Source organism: Streptomyces sp. NPDC058985, assembly GCF_042740985.1.
In the GTDB taxonomy this organism is placed as follows: Bacteria; Actinomycetota; Actinomycetes; order Streptomycetales; family Streptomycetaceae; genus Streptomyces.
Map to the genome: position 1 here is coordinate 17275 of NZ_JBHYJX010000054.1, position 21497 is coordinate 38771.

The following is a 21497-nucleotide window of genomic DNA, read 5'->3' on the forward strand; positions in this document are numbered from 1 at the left end:
ATGCGCCCGACCCTCCCCCCCCAGCCTCCGGCCGGGGGGACCACCCCCAGAGCACGCACCGGACACCGCGGGGCTTGCCCTCCGGGCGGACGACAGGACTCTGCGGACCCGACCCGGCCCGCGGCTACCGCCTCGGTGCAGGGTCCCCGGAGAGGGGTCCGCCGCCGGGCATCTGCATCCGCTCCTGCGCCGCCCGTACGACACCGCGGTCGTCGCCGAGCCCCTGCGACGGCCCCTGGCAGCCCTGCGCGACGGCGATCCCCAGCGCGACCAGCAGCGTCACCACCACGAAGACGAACAAGCGCTGCCGCAGCAGCCGCGGGTTCGCGGGGCGGCGCCGGCCGGTTCCCGTGGTTCTGGGCCCGGTGCGGCCGGTTCCGCTGCGCGGCCCCGGCCGGCCGCCGTCGTTGCGTGCGCTGCCGCGGCCGATGCCGTCGCGGGGGGCGGGCGTGGACCGGGAGGCGGACCGTGCACCCGCAGCGCCGTTGCGCGACGGCGTACCTCCGCGCGGGGGCGTACCCCCACGCGACGGAGTGGCGCGCCGGGGCGCGGGTCCGCGGGACCCCGGGGTGCTCCGCGGTGACGGGGTGCCCTGCGCACGCCGTGGCGCGCGCTCGGGATAGGTGTCCGCGAGCCGTCCCGTCGGCAGGTCGGCCTCCGCGCTGCGCGGCGCCGGCGGCCGGGCGTCGGCCAGACCCTGGGCCTCGCGCGCGGCGATCTCCTTCAGCCGCAGCGACAGTTGCAGCGTGCTGGGGCGTTCCTCGGGGTCCTTGGCCAGGCACGCCCGCACCAGCGGGGCCAGCGCGTCGGGAACGCCGTGCAGCTGGGCCTCCTCGTGCACCACGCGGTACAGCATCACCTCGGAACTGCCGTGCCCGAAGGGCGAGTCGCCCATCGAGGCGTACGCCAGCGTGGCACCGAGCGAGAACACGTCCGTGGCCGGTGTGACCGCCGCCCCGCGCACCTGCTCCGGCGCGAGGAACCCGGGGGAACCGACCGCGGTGCCCACATGCGTGAGGGTGGAGGCGCCCGTCGCCCAGGCGATGCCGAAGTCGATGATCCGCGGCCCCTTCGGGGACAGCAGGATGTTGGACGGCTTCAGATCCCGGTGCACCACCCCGGCCTCGTGCACCGCGACCAGCCCTTCGGAGAGAGCGGCACCCACGGCGGCGACGTCCGCCGCGCCGAGCGGGCCCCCGTCGACGACCTTGTCGTGCAGGGAGGGGCCGGGCACGTACTGCGTGGCGAACCAGGGACGGTCCGCGTCCAGGTCGGCGGCGACCAGCCGGGCGGTGCAGCCGCCTCGGATCCGCCGGGCAGCCGAGACCTCGCGCGCGAAGCGCGACCGGAACTCCTGATCCTCCGCGAGGTCCGGCCGGATGACCTTCAGCGCGACCCGCTGCCCCTTCTTGTCGGAGCCCAGGTAGACCACGCCCATTCCACCCGCGCCGAGCCGCCTGTGAAGCCTGAACGAGCCGACGACGCGCGGGTCCTCGCGCCTCAGGCGCATCATCGCCATGTTCATCCCCGCTGCCCGGTCCCTGTGACGAGCCACAGCTTACGTTTCCACGGCCGCCCGCGCGCAGAGGCCGCGCCCTCTCGCGACGACGGATTGTCAGTGCCGGGTGCGACAGTTGAGGGGCGGTCAGGGACCGGACGGGCGTTCCGGTCCCGGCCCGCCGGTGATCCCAACCGCCCGTCACGGGCGGGGTATTGGGTCCGGACAGAGGGGCCGGGCGGTGCGGGCGGAGGGCGCCGGGAAGACGCCGGGTGCCTGCCGTGCGGTCCGGCCCGGGTCGGACGGCTGGCGGGGACGCGGGCGTACGGGGCGGTGACGGAAGTGAGAGAAGTCACCGGACGGCCCGGAGATACCGGGGCAGGGCGGGCACCCCGTCCGGGAAGACCCCGAGTCCCGGGACCTGTTCTCCACCCAGGGGAGTACTCGGCTGGGCATGGCTCATCCTCCGGGAGGCCCGGCAATCGGTACGAGGGCATGACGTCCGGCGACCCCCGGACACCTAGATTTGAGGTCAAGCGGCGGGTGGCAGCACTCGTCCCCCGAGGTCAGACACCCGCCGCTGCCAAGGACAACGGAATCGGTCAGGAGAGGGACCATGGCCCAGACGCTGCCGCGGACGCTGGTCCGCACGCGGGAGACCCGCAGTCAGGGCCGCCGCCACCCCGCGGTGGCGACGCTCATGGCCCTGCCCCTGGCGGTCCTGCTCCTTCTCGTCTTCGACGGGTGGGAGACAGTGGCCACACAAGCGTCGTCCGTGGGTGTGGTGCTGGGGCGCTGAGCGGCGCCCCAGGCCCGGAAGAGCGGTCCGGGCGGGGACATCCATCCATGAAACCCCGTGGGGACGGGGGTGCGGCGGACGGCAAGAATGCCGGCGCAGCTGGGGAGCTGCGCCGGCATTGCCGTGTCCGAGGAAGCGGTGCGTACCCTCACCCGGTGACCACGGACGCCCTCCTCCCCGCCCTCGCGGCCCGCGTCAGGGCGACGGCCCACGCCGACACCCCGGCCTGCCCCTGCGGCGCGGCCACCCTCACCACCCTGGTCGACCGTCCGGACGCCACCGTCGTCCGGCACGCCGGCGCCGTCGCCAAGGCCCACGCGGCGGACGCCGACCCCGCCGCCCTGGCCCTCCGCGTCGAGGTCGCCGCCCGGCTCCCCGGAGTCCTCCTGCCGCCGCTCGCCCCGGCGCCCGTGACGCTGCACGGGCGGCTCGTCACCTTCTGGCCGTACGGCACCCCCGTGGACCCCGGGGATCCGGACGCGGCGCCCTGGGAGGCGGCGGCCGTACTCCTCGCGCGCCTCCACCGGACGCCGGTGCCCGCCGCCGTGCCCGCGATGCGCGGACCCGCGAAGGCGGCCCAGGCCGTCGCCCGGCTCCGGGCCGGCGCCCCGGACCACCCCGCCACCGGCCCCGTGCTCCGGGCCTGGGCGCACCTGCCCGCCTGGGCGCGCGGCGAGGCCGCCCCACCGACGGCGGCCGGCCTGGTCCACGGCGACTTCCACCTCGGCCAGCTCGTCCGCCACCCCGTCCCCGCGGGCCGCTGGCTGCTGATAGACGTCGACGACCTCGGCACCGGCGTCCCGGCCTGGGACCTGGCGCGTCCGGCGGCCTGGTACGCCTGTGGACTGCTCCCGCCCGACGCGTGGCACCGCTTCCTGACCTCCTACCGCGCCGCCGGCGGCCCCGCGGTCCCGTCCGACGGCGATCCCTGGCCCGCTCTGGACGTCCCGGCCCGTGCCCTCACCGTGCAGACCGCCGCCCGCTCCGTCACCAAGGCGGTCGCGGCGGGCCGGCCCCTGGACGAGGTGGAGCTGCCCCTGGTCGACGCCTGCGCCCGCATGGCCGCCATCCGCCCTTCCGCCCCAGGCGGTTGAGCCGAATTTCCGCGAAGTAGGGTGCAACCGACCCGCGGCCGGACAGAGTCTGTCCTGGCGATACGCGAAGCAGGACCGACCGGCGAGGAGTTGAGCCGTCCATGCAGTGCCCCAAGTGCCACGCACCGATGCACACCTACAACCGCAACGGCGTTCAGATCGAGCAGTGCAGCGGCTGCCGCGGCATCTTCCTCGACTACGGCGAGCTGGAGTCGCTGACCCGCCTGGAGGCCCAGTGGTCCCAGTCCGCTCCGCCGCCGGCCCCGCCCGCCGCCCCGCAGGCGTACCCGGCCGCGCAGCAGCCCGCCTGGGGTGCCCCGCACGGCGGCCACGGCCACGGGCACGGCCACTACGGTCACCACCGTCAGAAGGGCTTCGGCCGGATGCTCTTCTCCAGCTGATCCGGCTCCCCGGCTGATCCGCACACGACGAAGCCCCGGCCGTACGAGACGGCCGGGGCTTCGGTGGGTGTGGACGATACTGGGATTGAACCAGTGACCTCTTCCGTGTCAGGGAAGCGCTCTCCCGCTGAGCTAATCGTCCTGGGAGTGATGCGATGGTGCGACGTACTGCGTGCGCGATACTGGGATTGAACCAGTGACCTCTTCCGTGTCAGGGAAGCGCTCTCCCGCTGAGCTAATCGCGCGGGGATCCATACGGATCGGTGATCCTTGCGGACCAGTGGACGATACTGGGATTGAACCAGTGACCTCTTCCGTGTCAGGGAAGCGCTCTCCCGCTGAGCTAATCGTCCTTGGAGGTGGAGACGGGATTTGAACCCGTGTAGACGGCTTTGCAGGCCGTTGCCTCGCCTCTCGGCCACTCCACCAGGAGTGTAGGAGGTCCGGGAGACCCCCTGTTCCTGCGAGCGGACGACGAGGCTCGAACTCGCGACCTCAACCTTGGCAAGGTTGCGCTCTACCAACTGAGCTACGTCCGCCTGTCGGTTCGGTCCGCTTGCGCGGCCCGGCGACGTGATGAACTCTAGCGGATACCGGGGCCAGTACAAAAACGCGTTTGTGCAGCGTGCTGCGGTGCGTCCGCTCGCGGACCTGGTCAGGGCTCCCGGAAGGACACGTTCGGGTGCCCTCCGGGACACCGGCCTAGACTCGGGCACGTGCATGACCTCCCTCCTCTCGCCCGCTTCGGCGGCCGCGTCGCCACCGGACTCCTCGACGTCACGAGCGATCCCGCCGCCCTGGAGTCCGAGGGTTTCTGGGCCGTCTGCGCGGACTTCGAGGGCCGTACGACCTGCGCACGCTTCGCGGACGTACGGACCGAGCCGGTGCCGTCGCCCGCACCGGGGCGGTGGCACGGACCGGCCGTCGGTGACTGGACGTCCTCCCTCGACCGCGCCGCGTACACGGCGGCGGTCCGGCGCATCCGCGAGCACATAGCGGCCGGCGAGGTCTACCAGGCCAACCTCTGCCGGGTCCTCTCCGCGCCCCTCGCCCCCGGCGCCGACGTGGACGCCCTCACCGCCCTGCTGGCCCGGGGCAACCCGGCGCCGTACGCCGGCACGATCCGGCTGCCCGGACACGGCGTCGAGATCGCCACCGCCTCGCCCGAGCTCTTCCTGCGCCGCGACGGCCGGACCGTGGAGTCCGGGCCGATCAAGGGGACCGGGCGGACCGAGGGCGACCTGCTGGAGAAGGACTACGCCGAGAACGTCATGATCGTGGACCTGGTCCGCAACGACGTCGGGCGGGTCTGCGCCACGGGCAGTGTGACCGTCCCCGACCTGTGCGCCGTCGAGAAGCACCCCGGCCTCGTCCACCTGGTGTCGACCGTGCGCGGCGAACTGCGCGCGGACGCCGGCTGGCCGGAGCTGTTCGACGCGGCCTTCCCGCCCGGTTCCGTGACCGGCGCGCCCAAGTCGAGCGCCCTGCGGATCATCGACGCCCTGGAGACCGCGCCGCGCGGCCCGTACTGCGGAGGCGTCGGCTGGGTCGACGCGGACCGGGGCACCGGCGAGCTGGCCGTCGGCATCCGGACGTTCTGGACCGACCGGACCGAGGGGCTGCTGCGCTTCGGCACCGGGGCCGGCATCACCTGGGGGTCCGACCCGGACGGCGAATGGCGGGAGACCGAACTCAAGGCGTCCCGGCTGCTCGCGGTAGCGTCGGGGGCGTACGAGGTCACCGGAAGTGGAGAGGCGCTACCGACGTGAAGATCTGGCTCGACGGCGGACTGCAGGACATGGAATCCGCCCGCGTCTCCGTCCTCGACCACGGGCTCACCGTGGGCGACGGCATCTTCGAGACGGTGAAGGCGGTGGCCGGCCGGCCGTTCGCGCTCACCCGTCACCTGGACCGGCTGACCCGCTCGGCCCGCGGCCTGGGCCTGCCCGACCCCGACCTCGACGAGGTCCGCCGCGCCTGCGCCGCCGTCCTGGCGGCCGACCCGGTGCCGCTGGGACGGCTCCGCATCACCTACACCGGCGGCCACGGCCCCCTCGGCTCCGACCGCGGCGAGCACGGCCCGACCCTCGTGGTCGCCCTCGGGGAGACGAGCCGCCGCCCCGACTCCACGGCCGTCGTCACGGTGCCGTGGACCCGCAACGAACGCGGCGCGCTGACCGGCCTGAAGACCACCTCCTACGCCGAGAACGTCGTCGCCCTGGCCCGCGCCCGGGAACGGGGCGCCTCGGAGGCGCTGTTCGCCAACACGGTCGGGCAACTCTGCGAGGGCACCGGCTCCAACGTCTTCGTGGTCCTCGACGGAGAGATCCACACCCCGCCGGTCGCCTCCGGCTGCCTCGCCGGAATCACCCGCGCCCTGGCCGTCGAGTGGAGCGGCGCCCGCGAGACCGACCTCCCGCTGGACGTCCTGGAACGCGCCGACGAGGTCTTCCTGACCTCCACGCTGCGGGACGTGCAGGCCGTGCACCGGGTCGACGACCGCGAACTTCCGGGCGCTCCCGGACCGGTGACCGCCAAGGCCATGCGGGTCTTCGAGGAGCGCTCCGGGGACGACCTGGATCCCTGAGCGCGGACATCGGACTGCCGTTCGGCCTCATTGGTGGGTAGAACTGCCCTGATGACCACGACCCTGCGGCCGACCGAGCCGCTCCAGCGCACCGCCGACGGGACGCGCTCCCGCCGCTACCAGGTGTGCGTGAACAGCCGCCCCGTCGGTGCCATACACCTCGGCACCTCGCGCTCCCTCGGCGATTCGGTGGCCGTGATCCACCGGCTGCGCATCGACGAACCGGACCGGCGGCGGGGCCGGGGCACGGTGGCCGCCCTCGCCGCCGAGGAGATCGCGCGCGGCTGGGGCTGCCGGCAGATCGAGGTGGGCGTCGCCGCCGACGCGGAGGCCGGCGCCCGCCTCGCGCAGGCGCTCGGGTACGTCCTGCGCAACCGCGGCATGACCAAGCAGCTCGGCGACACCCCGCCCGCCCTGCCCGAGGGCAGCCGTGCCCGGCCGATGGCACCGGACGAGTTCGACGCCTGGCAGGCATACGAGTCCGAGCAGTACGCCCGCACCTGGATGGAGCGCGGGGTGCCCGAGGCCGAAGCGCGGGCCAAGGCCCGCCGTGACCACGAGGTGCTCCTGCCGCAGGGTCTGGCCACGGAGAACACGCTGTTCAACGTGTTGGAGCACGAGGGGACCAAGGTCGGGATCCTCTGGCTGGCACTGCAGGAGGACCGGGCCTTCGTCTTCGACGTCGAGGCCGACGAGGCCCACCGGGGCCGGGGGCACGGGCGCACCCTGATGCTGCTGGCCGAGGGCCGGGCGATCGGCGCCGGCCGGCCCCTGATCGGCCTCAACGTCTTCGCGGGGAACACCGCGGCCGAGCGCCTCTACGAGTCGCTCGGCTACCGGACCACGCGGTCCCTGTTCTACAAACCTCTGCTGTAAGCGCGGCGGGGGACCGGCGCGAGACGGGGGCGGCGGGACGCGTCTCAGCCCTGCCGTTCCGCCAGCAGCCGGTCCGCGATCTCCTCGATCCGCTCGCGCAGCCCCTCCTGGCTCTTGCCGCCGTCGAGGCGCTCGCCGCCGATCACGTAGGTCGGCGTGCCGGTCACGCCGATCGCCTTGCCCTCGGCCTGGTCGGCGTCGACGATCAGGATGTGCCGGCCGTCGACGAGGGCGGTGTCGAACTCCTCCGCGTCCAGTCCGAGGTCGCGCGCCACCTCCACCAGCAGCGCCTCGCCCTTGCGGTCCAGCTCCGCCACGCGGCCCAGTACGGCCTCGGCGTACGGCCACCCGCTGCCCTGGGCGACGGCCTCCTCGGCGGCCTGCGCGGCGGCGAAGGCGTGCTTGTGCTTCTCCAGCGGGAAGTGCCGCAGCCGCAGCTCCAGCCGGTCGCCGTAGCGGGCGCGAAGGGCGCGCAGGTCGTCCAGGGCGGCGTGGCAGTCCGGGCACTGGAGCTCGCACCAGACGTCGAGTACGGGCGCGGCGGGCCCGGCGGGGGAGGAGTCACTCATGCCCCCATCCTCCCAGCCCACGGGGCGGCGCCGGGACCGCGGCCCTCCTCCGGCACCGGCACCTGGGGAGGAGCCGACCCGGAGATCTCCCTGATCTCGGGCCACGGCATGGCCTCACCGCGTGCGGTCGGTGCAGGATGGAAGGGACGAAGTACTCATGCCCGACCTGGCCCAGCTCTGGAGGACCGGATGATTGCCGAGACCGTCTGCTCCGCGGTGTCCGCGGCGGGCCTGGGCATCGCGGCGGTCACCGCGTACCGCAGGCGATTCCTCACCGCCGTCCGTGTCGCCGCCTACGCGCTGGTTCCGATCGGCCTGGTGATGACCGGGGTCGTGGAGTGGCTGGCCGACACCGCCTTCAGCCCGGTGGCCTGGGCCGGATTCGCAGTCCTGGGCGTGGCCTGGGCGCTCTTCATGATCACGCGCACGGTCGAGCGCCGCCGCGGCGGCACCCGCAAGGAGCGCAAGCAGGCCAGGGCGGCGGCACAGCGCGACGCGGTGGCGCCCGGTGCCTCCGCACCCTCGCTGGGCGCCGGTGCGAGCCCGGCTGCCGAGCCCGCGGCAAAGCCGGCGAACGCGTCCCGTGGTGAGGACGACTTCAGCGACATCGAGGCCATCCTCAAGAAGCACGGCATATGACCTCCGTCGTCCCGGGCTGAAACGACACAGCGGTCCGAGGCCGACAGCGCGTGCTCCGTAATGATCACGATCCGACCGGACATTGCGACATTCAACGAACTCCCGGTCGTTACGGGCGTGTTGATCGCGAGCGCCCGCTCCGCTGCGTCATCATCGCCGCGAGATGCCGGACACCACTCAGCTGGATCCCCAGCTGGACACGAGACAGAGCGAAACCGCGCGGACACGGAGTGAACCACGCGGCTGCCTCTTCGCCCTTTCCCAGCCACCGCTCATGATCTTCCTAGCGGTGATCGGGTGTCTGCTGCTCATGGCTGCGTTGCACGATCTGCTGTTGCTGTGAGCCGTACCCGCGTTCCCCGGCGCCACCCGCCGGGGGCCGCGACACACCACCGTGTCCACGCACCCGCCCGTCCGCGCCGCCGGCTCAGCCCGCGGCCTCCTTGCGCCGGGCCCGGTAGGCCGCCACGTGCAAACGGTTTCCGCACGTCCGGCTGTCGCAGTACCGCCGCGACCGGTTGCGGGAGAGATCGACGAAGGCGCGCCGGCAGTCAGGGGCCTCGCAGCGCCGCAGCCGCTCCTGCTCCCCGGCGACCACGAAGAAGGCCAGGGCCATCCCGCAGTCGGCGGCCAGGTGGTCCGCGACGGAGGCGCCGGGCGCGAAGTAGTGGATGTGCCAGTCGTAGCCGTCGTGGTCGGTGAGCCGGGGGGTGGTGCCGGCGGCCGCGACCAGGTCGTTGATGAGTCCGGCGGCGGCCCGGGCGTCGGGAGCCGCGAAGACCGCGGCGAACCTCCCGCGGATCTGGAGGACCGCCGAGAGGTCGAGGTCGGAGAGCACGCCGACGTCGCTGATTTCGTGCGTTCCCACGAATTCCTGGAGGGCCGCGACGTCCGGCAGCCCGTCCGGAGCGGTGTCGTCCTCCGGTACGGAGTTCACCAGATCGACCACGGTGTCGAGCGCGCACCGGGTGTCGTGGGTGATCAGCACACTTAGCTCCCTGGCCTGGGGTCGGGCGGGCGCCCGCCGATGCTGGCCGATGGTAGTGCCATCCGCGGCGGGCGGACCGGCCGCGATCGCGCCCCCGGCCGCCGGCTGCCCCTACAACGCGGCCGGACCGGGCTTCGTTCCCCTGCGGGGACGCGCGTCGGCGCCGTCCCCGCGGAGAACCGCGGCGACGACGCCGTGTGTGCCGTATGCGGTTGTCCCGGCCCGTGCCGTCACCCCGAGTCGACGGCGACGGGCGGCTTCACGCGGGGCCCCCTCCCTAGCTTTCCGCCAGGATGTGCGAGAGCTCCTGATCGAGATCGAAGTGCCGGTGCTCCGTGCCGGGGGGCACGGCGGCGTCTGTGCGCTTCAGGAAGGACTCCAGGGCCCTCGCGGGGGCCTCGAGCAGCGCCTCGCCCTCCGGAGAGCTGAGGGCGATGCACACGACGCCCTGGCCGTGACTGCGGGACGGCCAGACACGGACGTCGCCGGTCCCGGTGGGACGGTGGAGACCTTCGGCGAGGAGGTCGCGGGCGAACACCCACTCGACGGTTTCCTCGGCTCCGGTGTGGAAGGTGGCGTGCACGGCGTAGGGGTCGGCCGTGTCGTACCGCAGGCCTGCGGGGACAGGCAGGGAGGACTCGCTCGACACAACGAGGCGCAGGTGCAGCTCGCAGCTGACCGTGGTGTTCATAAGCGCCAGGGCCTTTCGCTCAGTGTGCGCTCGGGGATTCGCACGTCGGCGAAATCGACATGCCACCTACGGTGCCGTTGTAAACCCCTCTGAGTGTTTTGCGTGTGTTTACGTAACTCTTCTGGCCGAGTGATCGTTCGAGTCCTGCGCCCATTCCGGTGACAGGTTTCGCTCGGGTAGTGTTTGGCCGTATGAACACGGGGAGTAACAAGCCCGGCGAGGCGGCCGTGGCGGAAGACCGTACGGGGACGGACGACGCCACGGGCGAGCGCGCGCTCGGCTCGCGGGCACCGGATTTCGTCAAGGCGCGCCGTGCCCTGCACCTGAGCTGGCAGGTCGGCGTCTTCATCGTCGGCCTGGCCGTGGTGGTGGCCGGCATCATCATGCTGCCGCTGCCCGGGCCGGGCTGGGTCGTGATCTTCGGCGGCATGGCGATCTGGGCGACCGAGTTCGTCTGGGCCCAGCTGGTGCTGCGCTGGACCAAGCGCAAGGTCACCGAGGCGGCACAGCGCGCCCTCGACCCCAGGGTGCGGCGCAGGAACATCATCCTGACCTCGGTCGGGCTGGTGGTCTTCGCCGTGCTCGCCGGGATCTACCTGTGGAAGTTCGGCCTCGAGATGCCCTGGAAGATCAAGGACCAGTGACCGCCCGCGACGGCCGCGGCGTCCCGGTACCGGCTGGTCACGAGCGCCTCTGACATGGGGTAATGTTCTTCCTGCGTCCGGGCGATTAGCTCAGTGGGAGAGCGCTTCGTTCACACCGAAGAGGTCACTGGTTCGAACCCAGTATCGCCCACCGGATCATCAGGCGGCCCGGCTCACGATCATGAGCCGGGCCGCTCTGTCGTGTCTGCCATCCGGTGTGTGCGTGCGTGCGTCGGCGTCCGCCGCCCGGTGCGGACGTGCCCGTCACCTGGTGCCTACGTGTCCGCCCTCGGCGGGGCGGCGGCGAGTGCGTCGGTTGCTCCCGGTGTCCGCCCGAGCGCTCGCGCGACGGTTCCGCTTCCGTGCGCCGTCATCCAACCGTGACCTTCCGCGTCCCGCGCGCCGGCGGGCTCCCCGGTGTTCGGTCAGTCGGCCGCGCGGCGCCCACCTGGCCGTTCTCCGGCGCCTCCGCCGCCGCCCGCGAAACGGCGCCTCCGGCTCGTCGCACCGTGCGCCCGTAAATTCCTGTCCGAATCGTTGACGCGCTTCCGGGCCCTCCGTAGCTTGTGCCAGCAAGCGCTTACTTGAAACGATTCATGAGGCGAAGACCGCGTCGCGGGGAGGCTCGTATGCAGCAGGGCGGGAATGTGGGGAGGCAGGTCGGGAGGCGCACGGTCCTCAGGGCGGCGGGGGCTTCGCTGGCCGTCACGGGACTGGGGGCCACGGCCACCGCGTGCGGTGGCGGGAGCGGTTCGGGGGACGGTTCGGTGACGATCCGTTACTCCTGGTGGGGTGCCGAGGACCGGGCCGAGCGCATCAACAAGACCATCGCGCTCTTCGAGAAGAAGTACCCGAAGATCAAGGTCAAGACGGACTTTCAGCCGTACACCGACTTCTGGAAGAAGTTCAACACGCAGGCTTCCGGGGGGAATCCGCCGGACGTCTTCCAGAATGCCGTCGGATTTCTTCGCAAATACGACGCGAAGAATGTCCTGCTCGACCTCGGAAGCCAGGTCGACGCCGGAAACCTCTCCATGGACGGATTCCGCGCGGGCCTGGAGAAGTTCGGCGAGATCGACGGCAAACTCCTGGGCGTGCCCGTCGGTTCGAACTCCATGGCCCTGGTCATCGACAAGCCCGTCTACACCCGGGCCGGCGTCAAGCCCGAACAGGGCTGGACGTGGGACGACTTCGACGAGGCGATGACAAGGGTCCGGGACCGCACGGGCCGCGCCGGCGACAGCGGCATGTACGGAGTCATGTACCTCTACGACCTGTACCTGCGGCAGAACGGCAAGGCCTTCTTCACCGAGGACGGACTCGGCTTCACCGAGGCCGATCTGACGGCGTGGTGGACCAAGGCGGACAAGGCCGTGCGGTCCGGCCTCTTCGCCGACCCCAAGAAGGTCGCCCAGATCAAGCCCAAGTCGGCGCTCTCCGCCGAACTGGCCGGCTCCGAGTTCACCTGGGACAACTTCACCGTCCGCTACACGTCGGAGGGCAAGAGCGAGTACGGACTCGCGCCGATCCCCACCACGGACGGCAAGAGGACCGGCCAGTACCTCGGCTCGCTGATGCTCAGCGCCTACAAGCGCACCCAGCACCCCAAGGAGGTCGCCCAGTTCATCGACTTCATGGTGCACGACCCCGAGGTCGCCAAGATCATGGGCTATGACCGCGGTGTTCCCACGACCCAGACCCAGTACGACGCCTACCGGCCGACCGACCCGGTGAACAAGGCCATCGCCGCCTACGAGGAGTCGCTGGTCGAGGCGGGCGTGCTGGAGCAGATCACCCCGCACCCGAACGGCGCGGACATCTGCGAGGCCGCCTTCCTGCGCATCGCCGAGGAGATGGCGCTCGGCTCGCGGTCCGTCGGGGAAGCCGTCGAGCAGTTCTTCACCGAGTCGAAGACGGCCCTCGCCGGCTGAGGGGAAGCACCGTGACACACGCCCCCGCGATGGCGGGACCGGCCCGGGACTCCCGGCCGCGGCCCGCCCCACGGAAGCCCGCGCGCTCCGCCGCGCAGAAGCGGCGGGGCCGCCGGGAGAACCTGGCCGGCTACCTCTTCATGTCCCCCTGGATCGCCGGATTCCTGCTGCTGACGGCGGGACCGATGGTCGCCTCGCTCTACTTCGCGTTCACCGACTACAACCTGTTCGACCCGCCCAGGTGGATCGGCCTGGACAACTTCTCCGAGATGTTCGGCGACCCCCGCTGGCGCCACTCGGTGCGGATCACCCTGTGGTACGTCGTCGTCGGTACGCCGATCAAGCTGCTCGCGGCGCTCGGCGTCGCGCTGCTGCTGGCGCAGAAGCGGCGCGGGCAGGCCTTCTACCGGGCCGCCTTCTACGCGCCCTCGCTGATCGGCGCGAGCGTCTCCATCGCCATCGTGTGGAAGGCGATCTTCTCGGACGACGCGGTCGTCGACCGTACTCAGCAGTTCTTCGGGATCGGCGCCGGAGGCTGGACCGGCGACCCGGAGCTGATCATCTACAGCCTGGTGGCGCTCACCGTCTGGCAGTTCGGCGCCCCCATGGTCATCTTCCTGGCCGGCCTCAAGCAGGTGCCGCGCGAGCTGTACGAGGCGGCCGACGTCGACGGGGCGGGCAAGCTGCGCCAGTTCTGGAACATCACCCTGCCAATGATCTCCCCGGTGCTCTTCTTCAACGTCCTGCTGGAGACGATCCACTCGTTCCAGATCTTCAGCTCCGCCTACATCGTCGGCGGCGGCGCCGGGGGCAACGCCTGCGGACCCGCGGACGGCACGATGGTCTACACCTGCTACCTGTACGTCCAGGGCTTCGAGAACAGCCGCATGGGCCTGGCCTCCGCCATGGCGTGGATGCTGCTGGTCGCGGTCGCCCTGGTCACCGCGGTGCTGTTTTGGTCGCAGAAACGCTGGGTGCACTACGAGGAGGGCGGCCGATGAGCGCGCGGGCCACGGACGTCACGCCGACCGCCGCCACGAAGGGGGCCGTGCGGCGCCGGCTGCCGGGTTCGCTCGCCTGGCACCTGGGGTCGCTGGCGATCCTCGCGGTGATCCTCTACCCGGTGCTCTGGGTCGTCGGCGGCTCCTTCAAGGAGAGCGGTGACATCGTCGGCAGCCTGGACCTTTTCCCGGGCGACCCGATCGTCTCCAACTACACGAGCCTCGCCGACGGCATCGCGGACATCTCGATCTCCACCTTCTTCCTCAACTCGCTGTTCCTGGCCGTCGGTTCCGTGATCGGGATCGTGGTGTCCTGCTCGCTCACGGCGTACGCCTTCGCGAAGATCAGGTTCGCCGGGCGCAATCTGCTGTTCACACTGATGATCGGCACGCTGCTGCTGCCGTACCACGTGCTGCTGATCCCGCAGTACGTGCTCTTCCGCAACCTGGACATGATCAACACGTACACCCCGCTGCTGCTGGGGAAGTACCTGGCCACCGAGGCGTTCTTCGTCTTCCTGATGGTCCAGTTCATGCGCAATCTGCCCAGGGAACTGGACGAGGCGGCCCGCCTCGACGGCTGCGGGCACTTCCGGATCTACTGGTCGATCGTGCTCCCGCTGTGCCGGCCGGCCCTGATCACCAGCGCGATCTTCACCTTCATCAACTCCTGGAACGACTTCATGGGCCCGCTGATCTACCTCAACGAGCCCGGCAAGTACACCGTCTCGCTCGGTCTGAAGATGTTCGTGGACCAGGAAGGGCTGGCGAACTACGGCGGCATGATCGCCATGTCCCTCGTCGCGCTGCTGCCCGTGCTCGCCTTCTTCCTGGCCTTCCAGCGCTATCTGATCGACGGCATGGCGACGTCCGGCCTGAAGGGCTGAGGGGAGCCGATCATGACCCAGGCGCGTGCGAAGGCCCGTACGGAGCGGGCGGGGGAGCGGGGCGAGTCGCGGTTGGCCGAGGGCTTCGCCCTGTTCGCCGAGTGCCTGCTCACCGGCGTGTGGATCGCGGTGGCCGCGCTGCCGCTGGTCACCTACCCCGCCGCGTTCGCGGCCGGCGCGCGCCACCTCGGGCGCCGGGTCGCCCACGAGCGCGGCGGCCTGCGGGAGTTCGCGGCCGACTTCCGGGCCGCGGTGCGCCGCGGGTGGCTCGTCGGGGTCGCCGGGTGGGCGGCCCTGGCGGTGGTGTGGGTGGACGTACGGGCCGTACGGGACGGACTGCCGGGCGGCGCATTCGCGGGTGCCGTCGGCGTCCTGGCCCTCATCGGCGTGGCCGTCGCGGGACTGCGCGCGGCGGCGGCCTGGCACCCGGGTGCCTCCTGGCGGTCGCTGCTCGCCGGGGCCGCCCGGCATACCGTGCTCGACCCCGCCGGTTCCTTCCTCCTCGTCGGCGGTCTGGCCCTCGTGGTCTGCTCCGCCTGGTTCAGCGCACCGCTGGCGGTCGCCGTCCTGGGCGCGGTGGCGGCGGCTGCCGTCGCCGTGGAGGAGCGCCACCGGCGCCGTTGACGGGCCGTTCCGACCGCCGTGCCCCTGCCCGCAGGAGTCGGTCTGTCATGCCCCTGCCAATCGCGCCCTGCCACACCTGCCAGTCATGCCCTGCCACAAGAGCGCTGCCACAAGAGCGCTGCCACAAGAAAGGAAGGCCATGTCCCGCTTCCCCCGCAGGTCCCTCCTCAAGGCGGCCGCCGTCGCCGGCGCCGCCGCCCAGTTCAGCTGGGCGCTGGGTACGAAGAACGCACAGGCCGCGGTGGCCGACGACAGCCCCGTCAACCTGAACTGGCTGGAGGACGGCGGCCTCGGCGCCGCACCCGGCTCCACCGTCGGCGTTCCCTGGCCCCGGGGCACCTTCCCGGCGGACCAGTCCTTCGCGGTCACGGACGCCGACGGCAAGGACGTACCCGTGCAGTCCTGGCCGCTCGCCCAGTGGCCGGACGGCTCCCTGAAGTGGACCGCGCACGCCGTCGGTTCGGGCACCGGCAGGCTCACCCTGGCCGCCGGTACACCCGCCGCACCCACCCGGAGGATCACCGTCGACCGGCGCGGCTCCACCATCGACATATCGACCGGTGTCATCACCACGAGGATCGGGACGTCGGGATCGACGCTCGTCAGGTCGGTCGTCCGCGGCTCCACCGAGATCGCCAGGAACGGCCGCCTCGTCGTGCTGCGCCGGCCCGAGATCGAGGACGACGAGCAGGGCACCGTCAGGTCCGAACGCTTCGACGGCGCGATCCACGAGGTGAGGGTGGAACAGGACGGCCCCGTCCGCGCCGTGGTCCGTGTCGACGGCGAGCACCGCAAGGGGCGCCGCGGCCTGCTGCCCTTCTCCGTCCGCCTCTACTTCTACGCGGGCGCCGACTCCTTCCGCATGGTGCACACCGTCACGTTCGACGGCAAGCAGGAGCCCGGGAAGGCGAACGGTGACTTCGTCCGGGGCCTCGGCGTCCGCTTCACCGTCCCGATGCGCGACGAGTCCTACGACCGCCACATCCGCCTCGGCGGCGAGGGCACCGGCCTGCTGCGCGAGGCCGTCAAGGGCATCACCGGACTGCGCCGCGACCCCGGGGCGGCCGTACAGGCGGCGCAGTTCGCCGGTGAGAAGCTGCCCGACCCCGCCACCTGGGACCAGCGCGTCACCACCCGGCTCCAGTACATCCCCGAGTGGGGCGACCACACCCTCTCCCAGCTGTCCGCCGACGGCTTCACCGTCCGCAAGCGCACCAAGAAGGGCCACGGCTGGATCGGCGCCGGCGGCGGACGGCGCGCCTCCGGCTTCGGCTACGTCGGCGGCGTGAGCGGCGGCCTCTCCTTCGGCCTGCGCGACTTCTGGGAGAAGCACCCCGCCCAGCTCGACATCCGCGACGCCCGGACCGACGCGGCCGAGGTCACCCTCTGGCTCTGGTCACCCGAGGCCCAGCCCATGGACCTGCGCTTCTACCACGACGGCATGGGCCAGGACAGCTACGCCGAACAGCTCGAAGGGCTCAACATCACCTACGAGGACTACGAACCCGGCTTCGGCACCCCGTACGGCATCGCCCGCACCAGCGAGCTGATGTTCTGGGCCAACGCCGCCACCCCGAGCGCGGAGACGCTCGCCGAACAGGTCCGGGCCGTGCGGACACCGCCGCAGCTCGCCGCCCCGCCCGCACAGCTCATCAGGTCCAGGGTCTTCGGTCCCGGCCTCTACTCCGAACCCGACCGTTCCACGCCCGCCAAGGCCAGGATCGAGGACCACCTCGACTTCCTCTTCACCTACTACAAGGACCAGGTGGAGCAGCGACGCTGGTACGGCTTCTGGGACCACGGCGACGTCATGCACTCCTACGACACCGCCCGCCACCAGTGGCGCTACGACGTGGGCGGCTACGCCTGGGACAACTCCGAACTCTCCCCGGACCTGTGGCTCTGGTACGCCTACCTGCGCTCCGGCCGGGCCGACATCTTCCGCTTCGCCGAGGCCATGACCCGGCACACCGGCGAGGTCGACGTCTACCACCTGGGCGAATGGGCCGGCCTCGGCACCCGGCACGGCGTCCAGCACTACGCGGACAGCGCCAAGCAGCAACGCATCGCCAACACCACCTACCGCCGCTTCTACTACTTCCTCACCGCCGACGAACGCGTCGGCGACCTCATGCACGCGAACGTCGACTCCGACGAGACCTTCCTCGCCCTCGACCCGCTGCGAAAGATCCGCACCGAGCCGTACACACCCGACCGGCACGCCCTGTCGATCGGCTTCGGCACCGACTGGAGCGGCCTGGTGTCGGCCTGGCTGACCGAGTGGGAACGCAGGGGCCCCAAGTGGGAGAAGGCCCGGGACCGCGTCCTGTCCACCATGGAGACCATCGCCGCCCAGCCCAACGGCTTCGTCCAGGGCAGCGGCCTGTACGACCTGGACACCGGGAGGTTCGCCGTCGCCGACACGCCGAAGGTCGAGGTCTCCCACCTGTCGGCCGTCTTCGGACTGAACGAACTGTGCGCCGAGCTGATCGACCTCGTCGACATGCCCGCGTTCCACGAGGCCTACTACGACTACTGCCGCTACTTCAACGCCTCCAAGGCCGAACAAGCGGCCCGGTACGGCAAGGACTTCGGCAGCCTCATCCTCTTCCAGGGCCACTCGCGCCTCGACGCCTACGCGGCCGTGCGGACCGGCGACGAGCAGCTCGCCACGCGCGCGTGGGCCAAGTTCTACGACTCCGACGGCTACAAGGAGTCGGCGCCCTGGACGACGGAGAAGCTGACCGGCCCCGTCGCCCTGGTGCCGGGCAGCGAGGCGAGCTGGGTGTCCACCAACGACACCGCCCTCTACGGCCTCGCCGCCATCGAGAACCTGGCGCTCCTCGGCGACCGGATGCCCTAGACGGCACGTGACGGAGGCGGGTACGGGCACACTCCACAGGTGGACTGGAACCAGTACCGATTCCGCAGCCTGTGGGCCCTGCCCGCGCCCGCCCCGGACGTCTACCGCGCGCTGGAACGGATCGAGGACTACCCCCAATGGTGGCCGCAGGTGCGCGAGGTCACCCGTCTCGACGACACCAGCGGCCTCCTCCGCTTCCGCTCCCTGCTGCCGTACGACCTCACCGCGACCCTGTACGAGGGGCACCGCGATCCGGCGGCCGGGGTCCTGGAGGTCGCGATGCGCGGCGACATGGAGGGGTGGGCGCGCTGGACGGTCACCCCGCGCGGATCCGGCACCCTCGCCCGCTACGACCAGGAGGTCGAGGTGCGCAAGCCGCTGCTGCGCCGGCTCGCCGTGCCGGGACGGCCCCTGTTCCGGGCCAATCACCGGCTGATGATGCGGGCGGGGCGGCGCGGCCTCGCCGCGTACCTGGAAGGCGGTCGGCAAGCGGTTTGATGGAAGCGCGCCGGGCCCTGTATTGTTCGGTGCGTTCCCGGGCGATTAGCTCAGTGGGAGAGCGCTTCGTTCACACCGAAGAGGTCACTGGTTCGAACCCAGTATCGCCCACCCGGGAAGAGCCGGTCCGTCACACGACGGACCGGCTTCTTCATATGCCGACGCGTGCGCGTCCGCGCTCACGCCGCCGCGGGCAGGTCCGGCCGCAGTGGCCAGGCCGGGTCCACCGGCTCCTCGGTGCCGTTGAGCGCGAACCACGCCTGCAGTCCCCGCGCCTGCCCCGCGTGCCACACCGCCTGGAGCGTGTGCAGCTCGGCGGGGGACAGGCGCTCCAGCCGGCCCGGGAAGCGCCGCCCCACCGCCCGCACCACCTCCAGCGAGGCCTGCGCGTCGGCCGCCGCGTCATGCGCCTCCGCCAGCTCGACGCCGTAGTGCGCGCACAGGTCGGTCAGGGTGCGGCGGCCCTTGCGGTACCGGTCCAGGTGCTTGTCGAGCACCCTCGGGTCCAGCACGTGCAGCGACGTCCGCTCCAGCCAGCGGGCCAGGGACGAGGCGCGGTGGCGGCGCAACTCGCGGTCCAGCAGCGTGAGATCGAACGGCGCGTTCATCACCACCAGCGGACGCCCGGCGCGGGCCTGCTCGGCCAGCGCCTCCGCCATCTCGTACATCACCGGCGCCGGCCAGCGGCCGTGGCGCTGCAGATGCTCGTCGGTCAGCCCGTGCACCGCCGTCGCCGACTCCGGCACCGGCACGCCCGGGTTCACCAGCCACCGGGTGACGCGCGGCCGGAGCCCGGGCGCGTCCTGGACGACGAGCGCCGCCGACACTATCCGGTCGGTCTCGACGTCCACACCCGTCGTCTCCGTGTCGAAGGCGGCCAGCGGCCCCTCGAACCAGCTCGCCATAGGGCACTCAACTCCTCGTCCACACACACCGGCTGACGCGCCGTCCTCTGTCCCGGTTCGGTGATACCCGGGCTGTTTGCGGCGTACGCCGGAAGGACACAACAGGATTACGGGTCCTCGCAGTTCAGCGACCCGCGACACGGACCCACCAGTTCTGGAAGGCTGTTGGTCATGGCCATCGCGCAGCCCGAACGGGGCGGGCTGCTGCCGGAGCGCACCGCGCCCACCCGCGGCTCCCTCGCCACCACCGCCTGCATGGAGACCCTGCAGGTCGGCTACCTCCACGCGGTCGCCGCCGCCGCGGGCTGCTCGCTCTCCCAGCCGTTCCCGGACAACGGCATCGACTGGCACGTCAGCCACAGCGCCCCCGGGCACACGGTCGACGACGAGGTCACCATCAAGGTGCAGCTCAAGGCGACGTACCAGATCCCCCCGCAGCCGCCCGGCCGCTTCTTCTCCTTCACGCTCGACAACGACCACCTGGCGAAGCTCGCCCGCACCCCGGTCTCCGTGCACAAGATCCTGGTCGTGATGATCGTCCCCCGGTCCAGGGACCAGTGGCTGCGGGCCGGCCACGACCGGCTCGACCTCAGGCACTGCTGCTACTGGACCAACCTCGCCGGACACCCGGTCACCGGCCGGCGGCGCACCACCGTGCGGATACCGACCGCGCGGGTCTTCGACGACCGGGCGCTGTGCGAGATCATGACGCGGGTCGGTACGGGAGGGAAACCATGACGCACCGCCCGACCGGCGAACCCCTGCGCGCCGTACGGCCGCACCCCGCCGGCGACGACACCGACTGGGACGACGGCCGCCCGCCCGAGTCCGCCGCCGTCGACCCGGCCGTCCTGACCGCGCTGCTCCACCGGCACGGCTGGCAGCGGCGCGGCGGCGCCCCCGGCCGCTACGGCCGCTGGACACCGCCCGGCCCGGCGGCCGGCGCCACCAGCCTGCTGGTGCCCGTCAGCCGCGCCTTCCCCGACAGCGAGGACCTGCTCGGCGAGGCGCTGCTCGCCCTGTCCCGCAGCGGTACCCCCGCCGCCCGCGAGATCCTCGTCTCACTCGCCGTCCCCAGCGACGAGATCCGCTGGGCACGCGACGTGCCGGCCGGACCCGGCTCCACCGCCTCCTGGACCGCCGAGGAACAGCTGCGCGCCGCCGCCCGCCGGATGCTGCTCGCCGGAGCGCTCGCCACGCGCGCGCGTGCGGGCTACTTCGGCGCCCGGCACCGGCGCACCGCCGCCACCGCCCTGGAGAACGTCCTGGTCGGCACGGCCCCCGACGGTCGCCGGCTGACGGCGTTCGTGCCGGTCACCACCGGCCGCCCGCTCGCCGTACGCCTCCACCAGGCCCTGTACGCCGCGCGCGAGGCCGTCGACTACCGGCGGGCCACCGGCGGCATGGATGCCTTCGACGCCGCCGTCGGGGCCGGCGTCAGCCACGAGCTGACCGAGGCGCTGGTCACCCTGGTCCGTGGCACCCAGGGAGCCAGGATCGCCATCGCCTGGGCGCCCGCCGCAGGCGTCCCCGAGGGCTGCGGCGCCCTCGCCGAACCCGTCGAGTTCTCGCCCGGCGACCTGCCCGCCCTGCGCGAGGCCGCCGCCCGCTATCTGCGCGCGGAGCCCTCCGTGCCGGTGCGGATCACCGGCACCGTCGTCCGCATGCGCCGTTCCGGACCGCGCGGCACGGGCACCGTACGGCTGCGGGTGCTGGCCGGTGCCGAGGTGCCGCACGTGCGGATCACCCTGGACGAGGAGGCCTACCGGATCGCCGGCCACGCCCACCTCGTCGGACTGCCGGTGCGGGTGCTCGGGCGGCTGGAGAGCCGGGGCGGCTTCCGCCGGCTCACCGGGGCCTGCGAGATCGCCCCGGTGCAGGTCGACGACGCGGAGCGGGACCGGCTGCTCAAGGCGGTCCAGGAGCACGTGGAGGTGGCGGCCTTCTTCGAGGAGACCTGCGGCGGTGACGGCGAGGACGACGACGGGGGGTGAGGGCCGCC

22 protein-coding genes and 7 tRNA genes are annotated in these 21497 nt (G+C 72.1%); 19 read left to right on the forward strand and 10 right to left on the reverse strand.

Features of this window, described 5'->3' with window-relative positions; genetic code table 11:
• Window positions 1-124: 124 nt before the first annotated feature.
• The gene (locus tag ACFW01_RS33045) at window positions 125-1525 is read right to left on the reverse strand and encodes a serine/threonine-protein kinase (protein WP_234958407.1); all 1401 of its coding nucleotides are present in this window, start codon (window positions 1523-1525) and stop codon (window positions 125-127) included.
• Window positions 1526-2114: 589 nt separating this feature from the next.
• On the opposite strand from ACFW01_RS33045, the gene ACFW01_RS33050 reads away from it, so the two are divergent.
• The 3 genes from ACFW01_RS33050 to ACFW01_RS33060 all read left to right on the forward strand — a co-directional run bounded on the left by ACFW01_RS33050 (window position 2115) and on the right by ACFW01_RS33060 (window position 3792).
• On the forward strand, window positions 2115-2297 hold the full coding sequence (locus ACFW01_RS33050) for a hypothetical protein (RefSeq protein WP_125490898.1): 183 nt from the start codon (window positions 2115-2117) through the stop codon (window positions 2295-2297).
• 155 nt (window positions 2298-2452) lie between these two features.
• Window positions 2453-3391: a phosphotransferase gene (locus tag ACFW01_RS33055; RefSeq protein ID WP_234958327.1), complete on the forward strand. Its 939-nt coding sequence runs from the start codon at window positions 2453-2455 to the stop codon at window positions 3389-3391.
• A gap of 101 nt (window positions 3392-3492) precedes the next feature.
• The gene (locus tag ACFW01_RS33060) at window positions 3493-3792 is read left to right on the forward strand and encodes a zf-TFIIB domain-containing protein (protein WP_122617233.1); all 300 of its coding nucleotides are present in this window, start codon (window positions 3493-3495) and stop codon (window positions 3790-3792) included.
• Between the two features lie 70 nt (window positions 3793-3862).
• Here the strand turns inward: ACFW01_RS33060 and ACFW01_RS33065 are convergent.
• The 5 genes from ACFW01_RS33065 to ACFW01_RS33085 all read right to left on the reverse strand — a co-directional run bounded on the left by ACFW01_RS33065 (window position 3863) and on the right by ACFW01_RS33085 (window position 4331).
• A tRNA-Val gene (locus ACFW01_RS33065) sits at window positions 3863-3934 on the reverse strand.
• 31 nt (window positions 3935-3965) lie between these two features.
• Window positions 3966-4037, reverse strand: a tRNA-Val gene (locus ACFW01_RS33070).
• A gap of 36 nt (window positions 4038-4073) precedes the next feature.
• Window positions 4074-4145 (reverse strand) — tRNA-Val (locus ACFW01_RS33075).
• A 1-nt stretch (window position 4146) separates the two neighbouring features.
• Window positions 4147-4220, reverse strand: a tRNA-Cys gene (locus ACFW01_RS33080).
• Between the two features lie 38 nt (window positions 4221-4258).
• Window positions 4259-4331 (reverse strand) — tRNA-Gly (locus ACFW01_RS33085).
• 177 nt (window positions 4332-4508) lie between these two features.
• Here ACFW01_RS33085 and ACFW01_RS33090 point away from each other — a divergent pair.
• Genes ACFW01_RS33090 through ACFW01_RS33100 form a run of 3 tightly spaced genes read left to right on the forward strand, consistent with a single transcriptional unit; the run spans window position 4509 to window position 7255 of the window.
• Window positions 4509-5561, forward strand: a complete 1053-nt coding sequence (locus ACFW01_RS33090) for a chorismate-binding protein (protein WP_234958326.1) — start codon at window positions 4509-4511, stop codon at window positions 5559-5561.
• A complete protein-coding gene (locus ACFW01_RS33095) occupies window positions 5558-6379 on the forward strand; it encodes an aminotransferase class IV (protein ID WP_161332390.1) in 822 nt (273 codons plus the stop codon). The genes ACFW01_RS33090 and ACFW01_RS33095 overlap by 4 nt, the downstream gene beginning before the upstream one ends.
• A gap of 51 nt (window positions 6380-6430) precedes the next feature.
• Entirely contained in the window at window positions 6431-7255 is an 825-nt protein-coding gene (locus tag ACFW01_RS33100) for a GNAT family N-acetyltransferase (protein WP_234958325.1), read from the forward strand.
• A 44-nt stretch (window positions 7256-7299) separates the two neighbouring features.
• Here ACFW01_RS33100 and ACFW01_RS33105 read toward each other — a convergent pair whose 3' ends face one another.
• Window positions 7300-7824: a DsbA family protein gene (locus ACFW01_RS33105; RefSeq protein ID WP_234958324.1), complete on the reverse strand. Its 525-nt coding sequence runs from the start codon at window positions 7822-7824 to the stop codon at window positions 7300-7302.
• A 189-nt stretch (window positions 7825-8013) separates the two neighbouring features.
• Between ACFW01_RS33105 and ACFW01_RS33110 the strand changes: the two genes are divergently transcribed.
• Both ACFW01_RS33110 and ACFW01_RS33115 read left to right on the forward strand, forming a co-directional pair.
• Complete coding sequence (locus ACFW01_RS33110) at window positions 8014-8463, forward strand: hypothetical protein (protein ID WP_234958323.1); 450 nt, start codon at window positions 8014-8016, stop codon at window positions 8461-8463.
• Window positions 8464-8626: 163 nt separating this feature from the next.
• Window positions 8627-8806: a hypothetical protein gene (locus ACFW01_RS33115; protein ID WP_122617228.1), complete on the forward strand. Its 180-nt coding sequence runs from the start codon at window positions 8627-8629 to the stop codon at window positions 8804-8806.
• Between the two features lie 84 nt (window positions 8807-8890).
• On the opposite strand, the gene ACFW01_RS33120 is transcribed toward ACFW01_RS33115, so the two are convergent.
• Complete coding sequence (locus tag ACFW01_RS33120; protein WP_234958322.1) at window positions 8891-9451, reverse strand: CGNR zinc finger domain-containing protein; 561 nt, start codon at window positions 9449-9451, stop codon at window positions 8891-8893.
• A 277-nt stretch (window positions 9452-9728) separates the two neighbouring features.
• On the reverse strand, window positions 9729-10142 hold the full coding sequence (locus ACFW01_RS33125; RefSeq protein ID WP_004002642.1) for an SsgA family sporulation/cell division regulator: 414 nt from the start codon (window positions 10140-10142) through the stop codon (window positions 9729-9731).
• Window positions 10143-10333: 191 nt separating this feature from the next.
• Here ACFW01_RS33125 and ACFW01_RS33130 point away from each other — a divergent pair, with 191 nt between their 5' ends.
• The 9 genes from ACFW01_RS33130 to ACFW01_RS33170 all read left to right on the forward strand — a co-directional run bounded on the left by ACFW01_RS33130 (window position 10334) and on the right by ACFW01_RS33170 (window position 18701).
• Window positions 10334-10786, forward strand: a complete 453-nt coding sequence (locus ACFW01_RS33130; RefSeq protein WP_234958321.1) for a TIGR02611 family protein — start codon at window positions 10334-10336, stop codon at window positions 10784-10786.
• A 79-nt stretch (window positions 10787-10865) separates the two neighbouring features.
• Window positions 10866-10937: transfer RNA gene (locus ACFW01_RS33135), tRNA-Val, on the forward strand.
• Between the two features lie 478 nt (window positions 10938-11415).
• The gene (locus ACFW01_RS33140; protein WP_234958320.1) at window positions 11416-12717 is read left to right on the forward strand and encodes an extracellular solute-binding protein; all 1302 of its coding nucleotides are present in this window, start codon (window positions 11416-11418) and stop codon (window positions 12715-12717) included.
• Window positions 12718-12746: 29 nt separating this feature from the next.
• The gene (locus tag ACFW01_RS33145; RefSeq protein WP_384509857.1) at window positions 12747-13718 is read left to right on the forward strand and encodes a carbohydrate ABC transporter permease; all 972 of its coding nucleotides are present in this window, start codon (window positions 12747-12749) and stop codon (window positions 13716-13718) included.
• Window positions 13715-14605, forward strand: a complete 891-nt coding sequence (locus ACFW01_RS33150; RefSeq protein ID WP_384509836.1) for a carbohydrate ABC transporter permease — start codon at window positions 13715-13717, stop codon at window positions 14603-14605. The genes ACFW01_RS33145 and ACFW01_RS33150 overlap by 4 nt, the downstream gene beginning before the upstream one ends.
• 12 nt (window positions 14606-14617) lie before the next feature.
• A complete protein-coding gene (locus tag ACFW01_RS33155) occupies window positions 14618-15229 on the forward strand; it encodes a hypothetical protein (RefSeq protein ID WP_234958318.1) in 612 nt (203 codons plus the stop codon).
• Between the two features lie 139 nt (window positions 15230-15368).
• Window positions 15369-18092, forward strand: a complete 2724-nt coding sequence (locus ACFW01_RS33160; RefSeq protein ID WP_384509839.1) for a Tat pathway signal sequence domain protein — start codon at window positions 15369-15371, stop codon at window positions 18090-18092.
• A gap of 39 nt (window positions 18093-18131) precedes the next feature.
• Window positions 18132-18590 (forward strand): SRPBCC family protein, encoded by a 459-nt coding sequence (locus ACFW01_RS33165; RefSeq protein ID WP_234958316.1) that lies wholly within the window; start codon window positions 18132-18134, stop codon window positions 18588-18590.
• A gap of 39 nt (window positions 18591-18629) precedes the next feature.
• Window positions 18630-18701: transfer RNA gene (locus ACFW01_RS33170), tRNA-Val, on the forward strand.
• Between the two features lie 68 nt (window positions 18702-18769).
• Here the strand turns inward: ACFW01_RS33170 and ACFW01_RS33175 are convergent.
• Entirely contained in the window at window positions 18770-19495 is a 726-nt protein-coding gene (locus ACFW01_RS33175) for a 3'-5' exonuclease (RefSeq protein ID WP_234958315.1), read from the reverse strand.
• A 171-nt stretch (window positions 19496-19666) separates the two neighbouring features.
• Between ACFW01_RS33175 and ACFW01_RS33180 the strand changes: the two genes are divergently transcribed.
• Entirely contained in the window at window positions 19667-20233 is a 567-nt protein-coding gene (locus tag ACFW01_RS33180; protein WP_234958314.1) for a DUF4365 domain-containing protein, read from the forward strand.
• The gene (locus ACFW01_RS33185; protein ID WP_234958313.1) at window positions 20230-21489 is read left to right on the forward strand and encodes a hypothetical protein; all 1260 of its coding nucleotides are present in this window, start codon (window positions 20230-20232) and stop codon (window positions 21487-21489) included. Before ACFW01_RS33180 ends, ACFW01_RS33185 begins: the two co-directional genes overlap by 4 nt.
• Window positions 21490-21497 lie beyond the last annotated feature (8 nt).

Coding starts and splice junctions, on each gene's coding strand:
- ACFW01_RS33105 (WP_234958324.1), bottom strand. CDS start 7,824: ATGAGTGACTCCTCCCCCGCCGGGCCCGCCGCGCCCGTACTCGACGTC.
- ACFW01_RS33115 (WP_122617228.1), top strand. CDS start 8,627: ATGCCGGACACCACTCAGCTGGATCCCCAGCTGGACACGAGACAGAGC.
- ACFW01_RS33130 (WP_234958321.1), top strand. CDS start 10,334: ATGAACACGGGGAGTAACAAGCCCGGCGAGGCGGCCGTGGCGGAAGAC.
- ACFW01_RS33045 (WP_234958407.1), bottom strand. CDS start 1,525: ATGAACATGGCGATGATGCGCCTGAGGCGCGAGGACCCGCGCGTCGTC.
- ACFW01_RS33050 (WP_125490898.1), top strand. CDS start 2,115: ATGGCCCAGACGCTGCCGCGGACGCTGGTCCGCACGCGGGAGACCCGC.
- ACFW01_RS33125 (WP_004002642.1), bottom strand. CDS start 10,142: ATGAACACCACGGTCAGCTGCGAGCTGCACCTGCGCCTCGTTGTGTCG.
- ACFW01_RS33160 (WP_384509839.1), top strand. CDS start 15,369: ATGTCCCGCTTCCCCCGCAGGTCCCTCCTCAAGGCGGCCGCCGTCGCC.
- ACFW01_RS33155 (WP_234958318.1), top strand. CDS start 14,618: ATGACCCAGGCGCGTGCGAAGGCCCGTACGGAGCGGGCGGGGGAGCGG.
- ACFW01_RS33110 (WP_234958323.1), top strand. CDS start 8,014: ATGATTGCCGAGACCGTCTGCTCCGCGGTGTCCGCGGCGGGCCTGGGC.
- ACFW01_RS33140 (WP_234958320.1), top strand. CDS start 11,416: ATGCAGCAGGGCGGGAATGTGGGGAGGCAGGTCGGGAGGCGCACGGTC.
- ACFW01_RS33175 (WP_234958315.1), bottom strand. CDS start 19,495: ATGGCGAGCTGGTTCGAGGGGCCGCTGGCCGCCTTCGACACGGAGACG.
- ACFW01_RS33185 (WP_234958313.1), top strand. CDS start 20,230: ATGACGCACCGCCCGACCGGCGAACCCCTGCGCGCCGTACGGCCGCAC.
- ACFW01_RS33100 (WP_234958325.1), top strand. CDS start 6,431: ATGACCACGACCCTGCGGCCGACCGAGCCGCTCCAGCGCACCGCCGAC.
- ACFW01_RS33180 (WP_234958314.1), top strand. CDS start 19,667: ATGGCCATCGCGCAGCCCGAACGGGGCGGGCTGCTGCCGGAGCGCACC.
- ACFW01_RS33145 (WP_384509857.1), top strand. CDS start 12,747: ATGGCGGGACCGGCCCGGGACTCCCGGCCGCGGCCCGCCCCACGGAAG.
- ACFW01_RS33150 (WP_384509836.1), top strand. CDS start 13,715: ATGAGCGCGCGGGCCACGGACGTCACGCCGACCGCCGCCACGAAGGGG.
- ACFW01_RS33060 (WP_122617233.1), top strand. CDS start 3,493: ATGCAGTGCCCCAAGTGCCACGCACCGATGCACACCTACAACCGCAAC.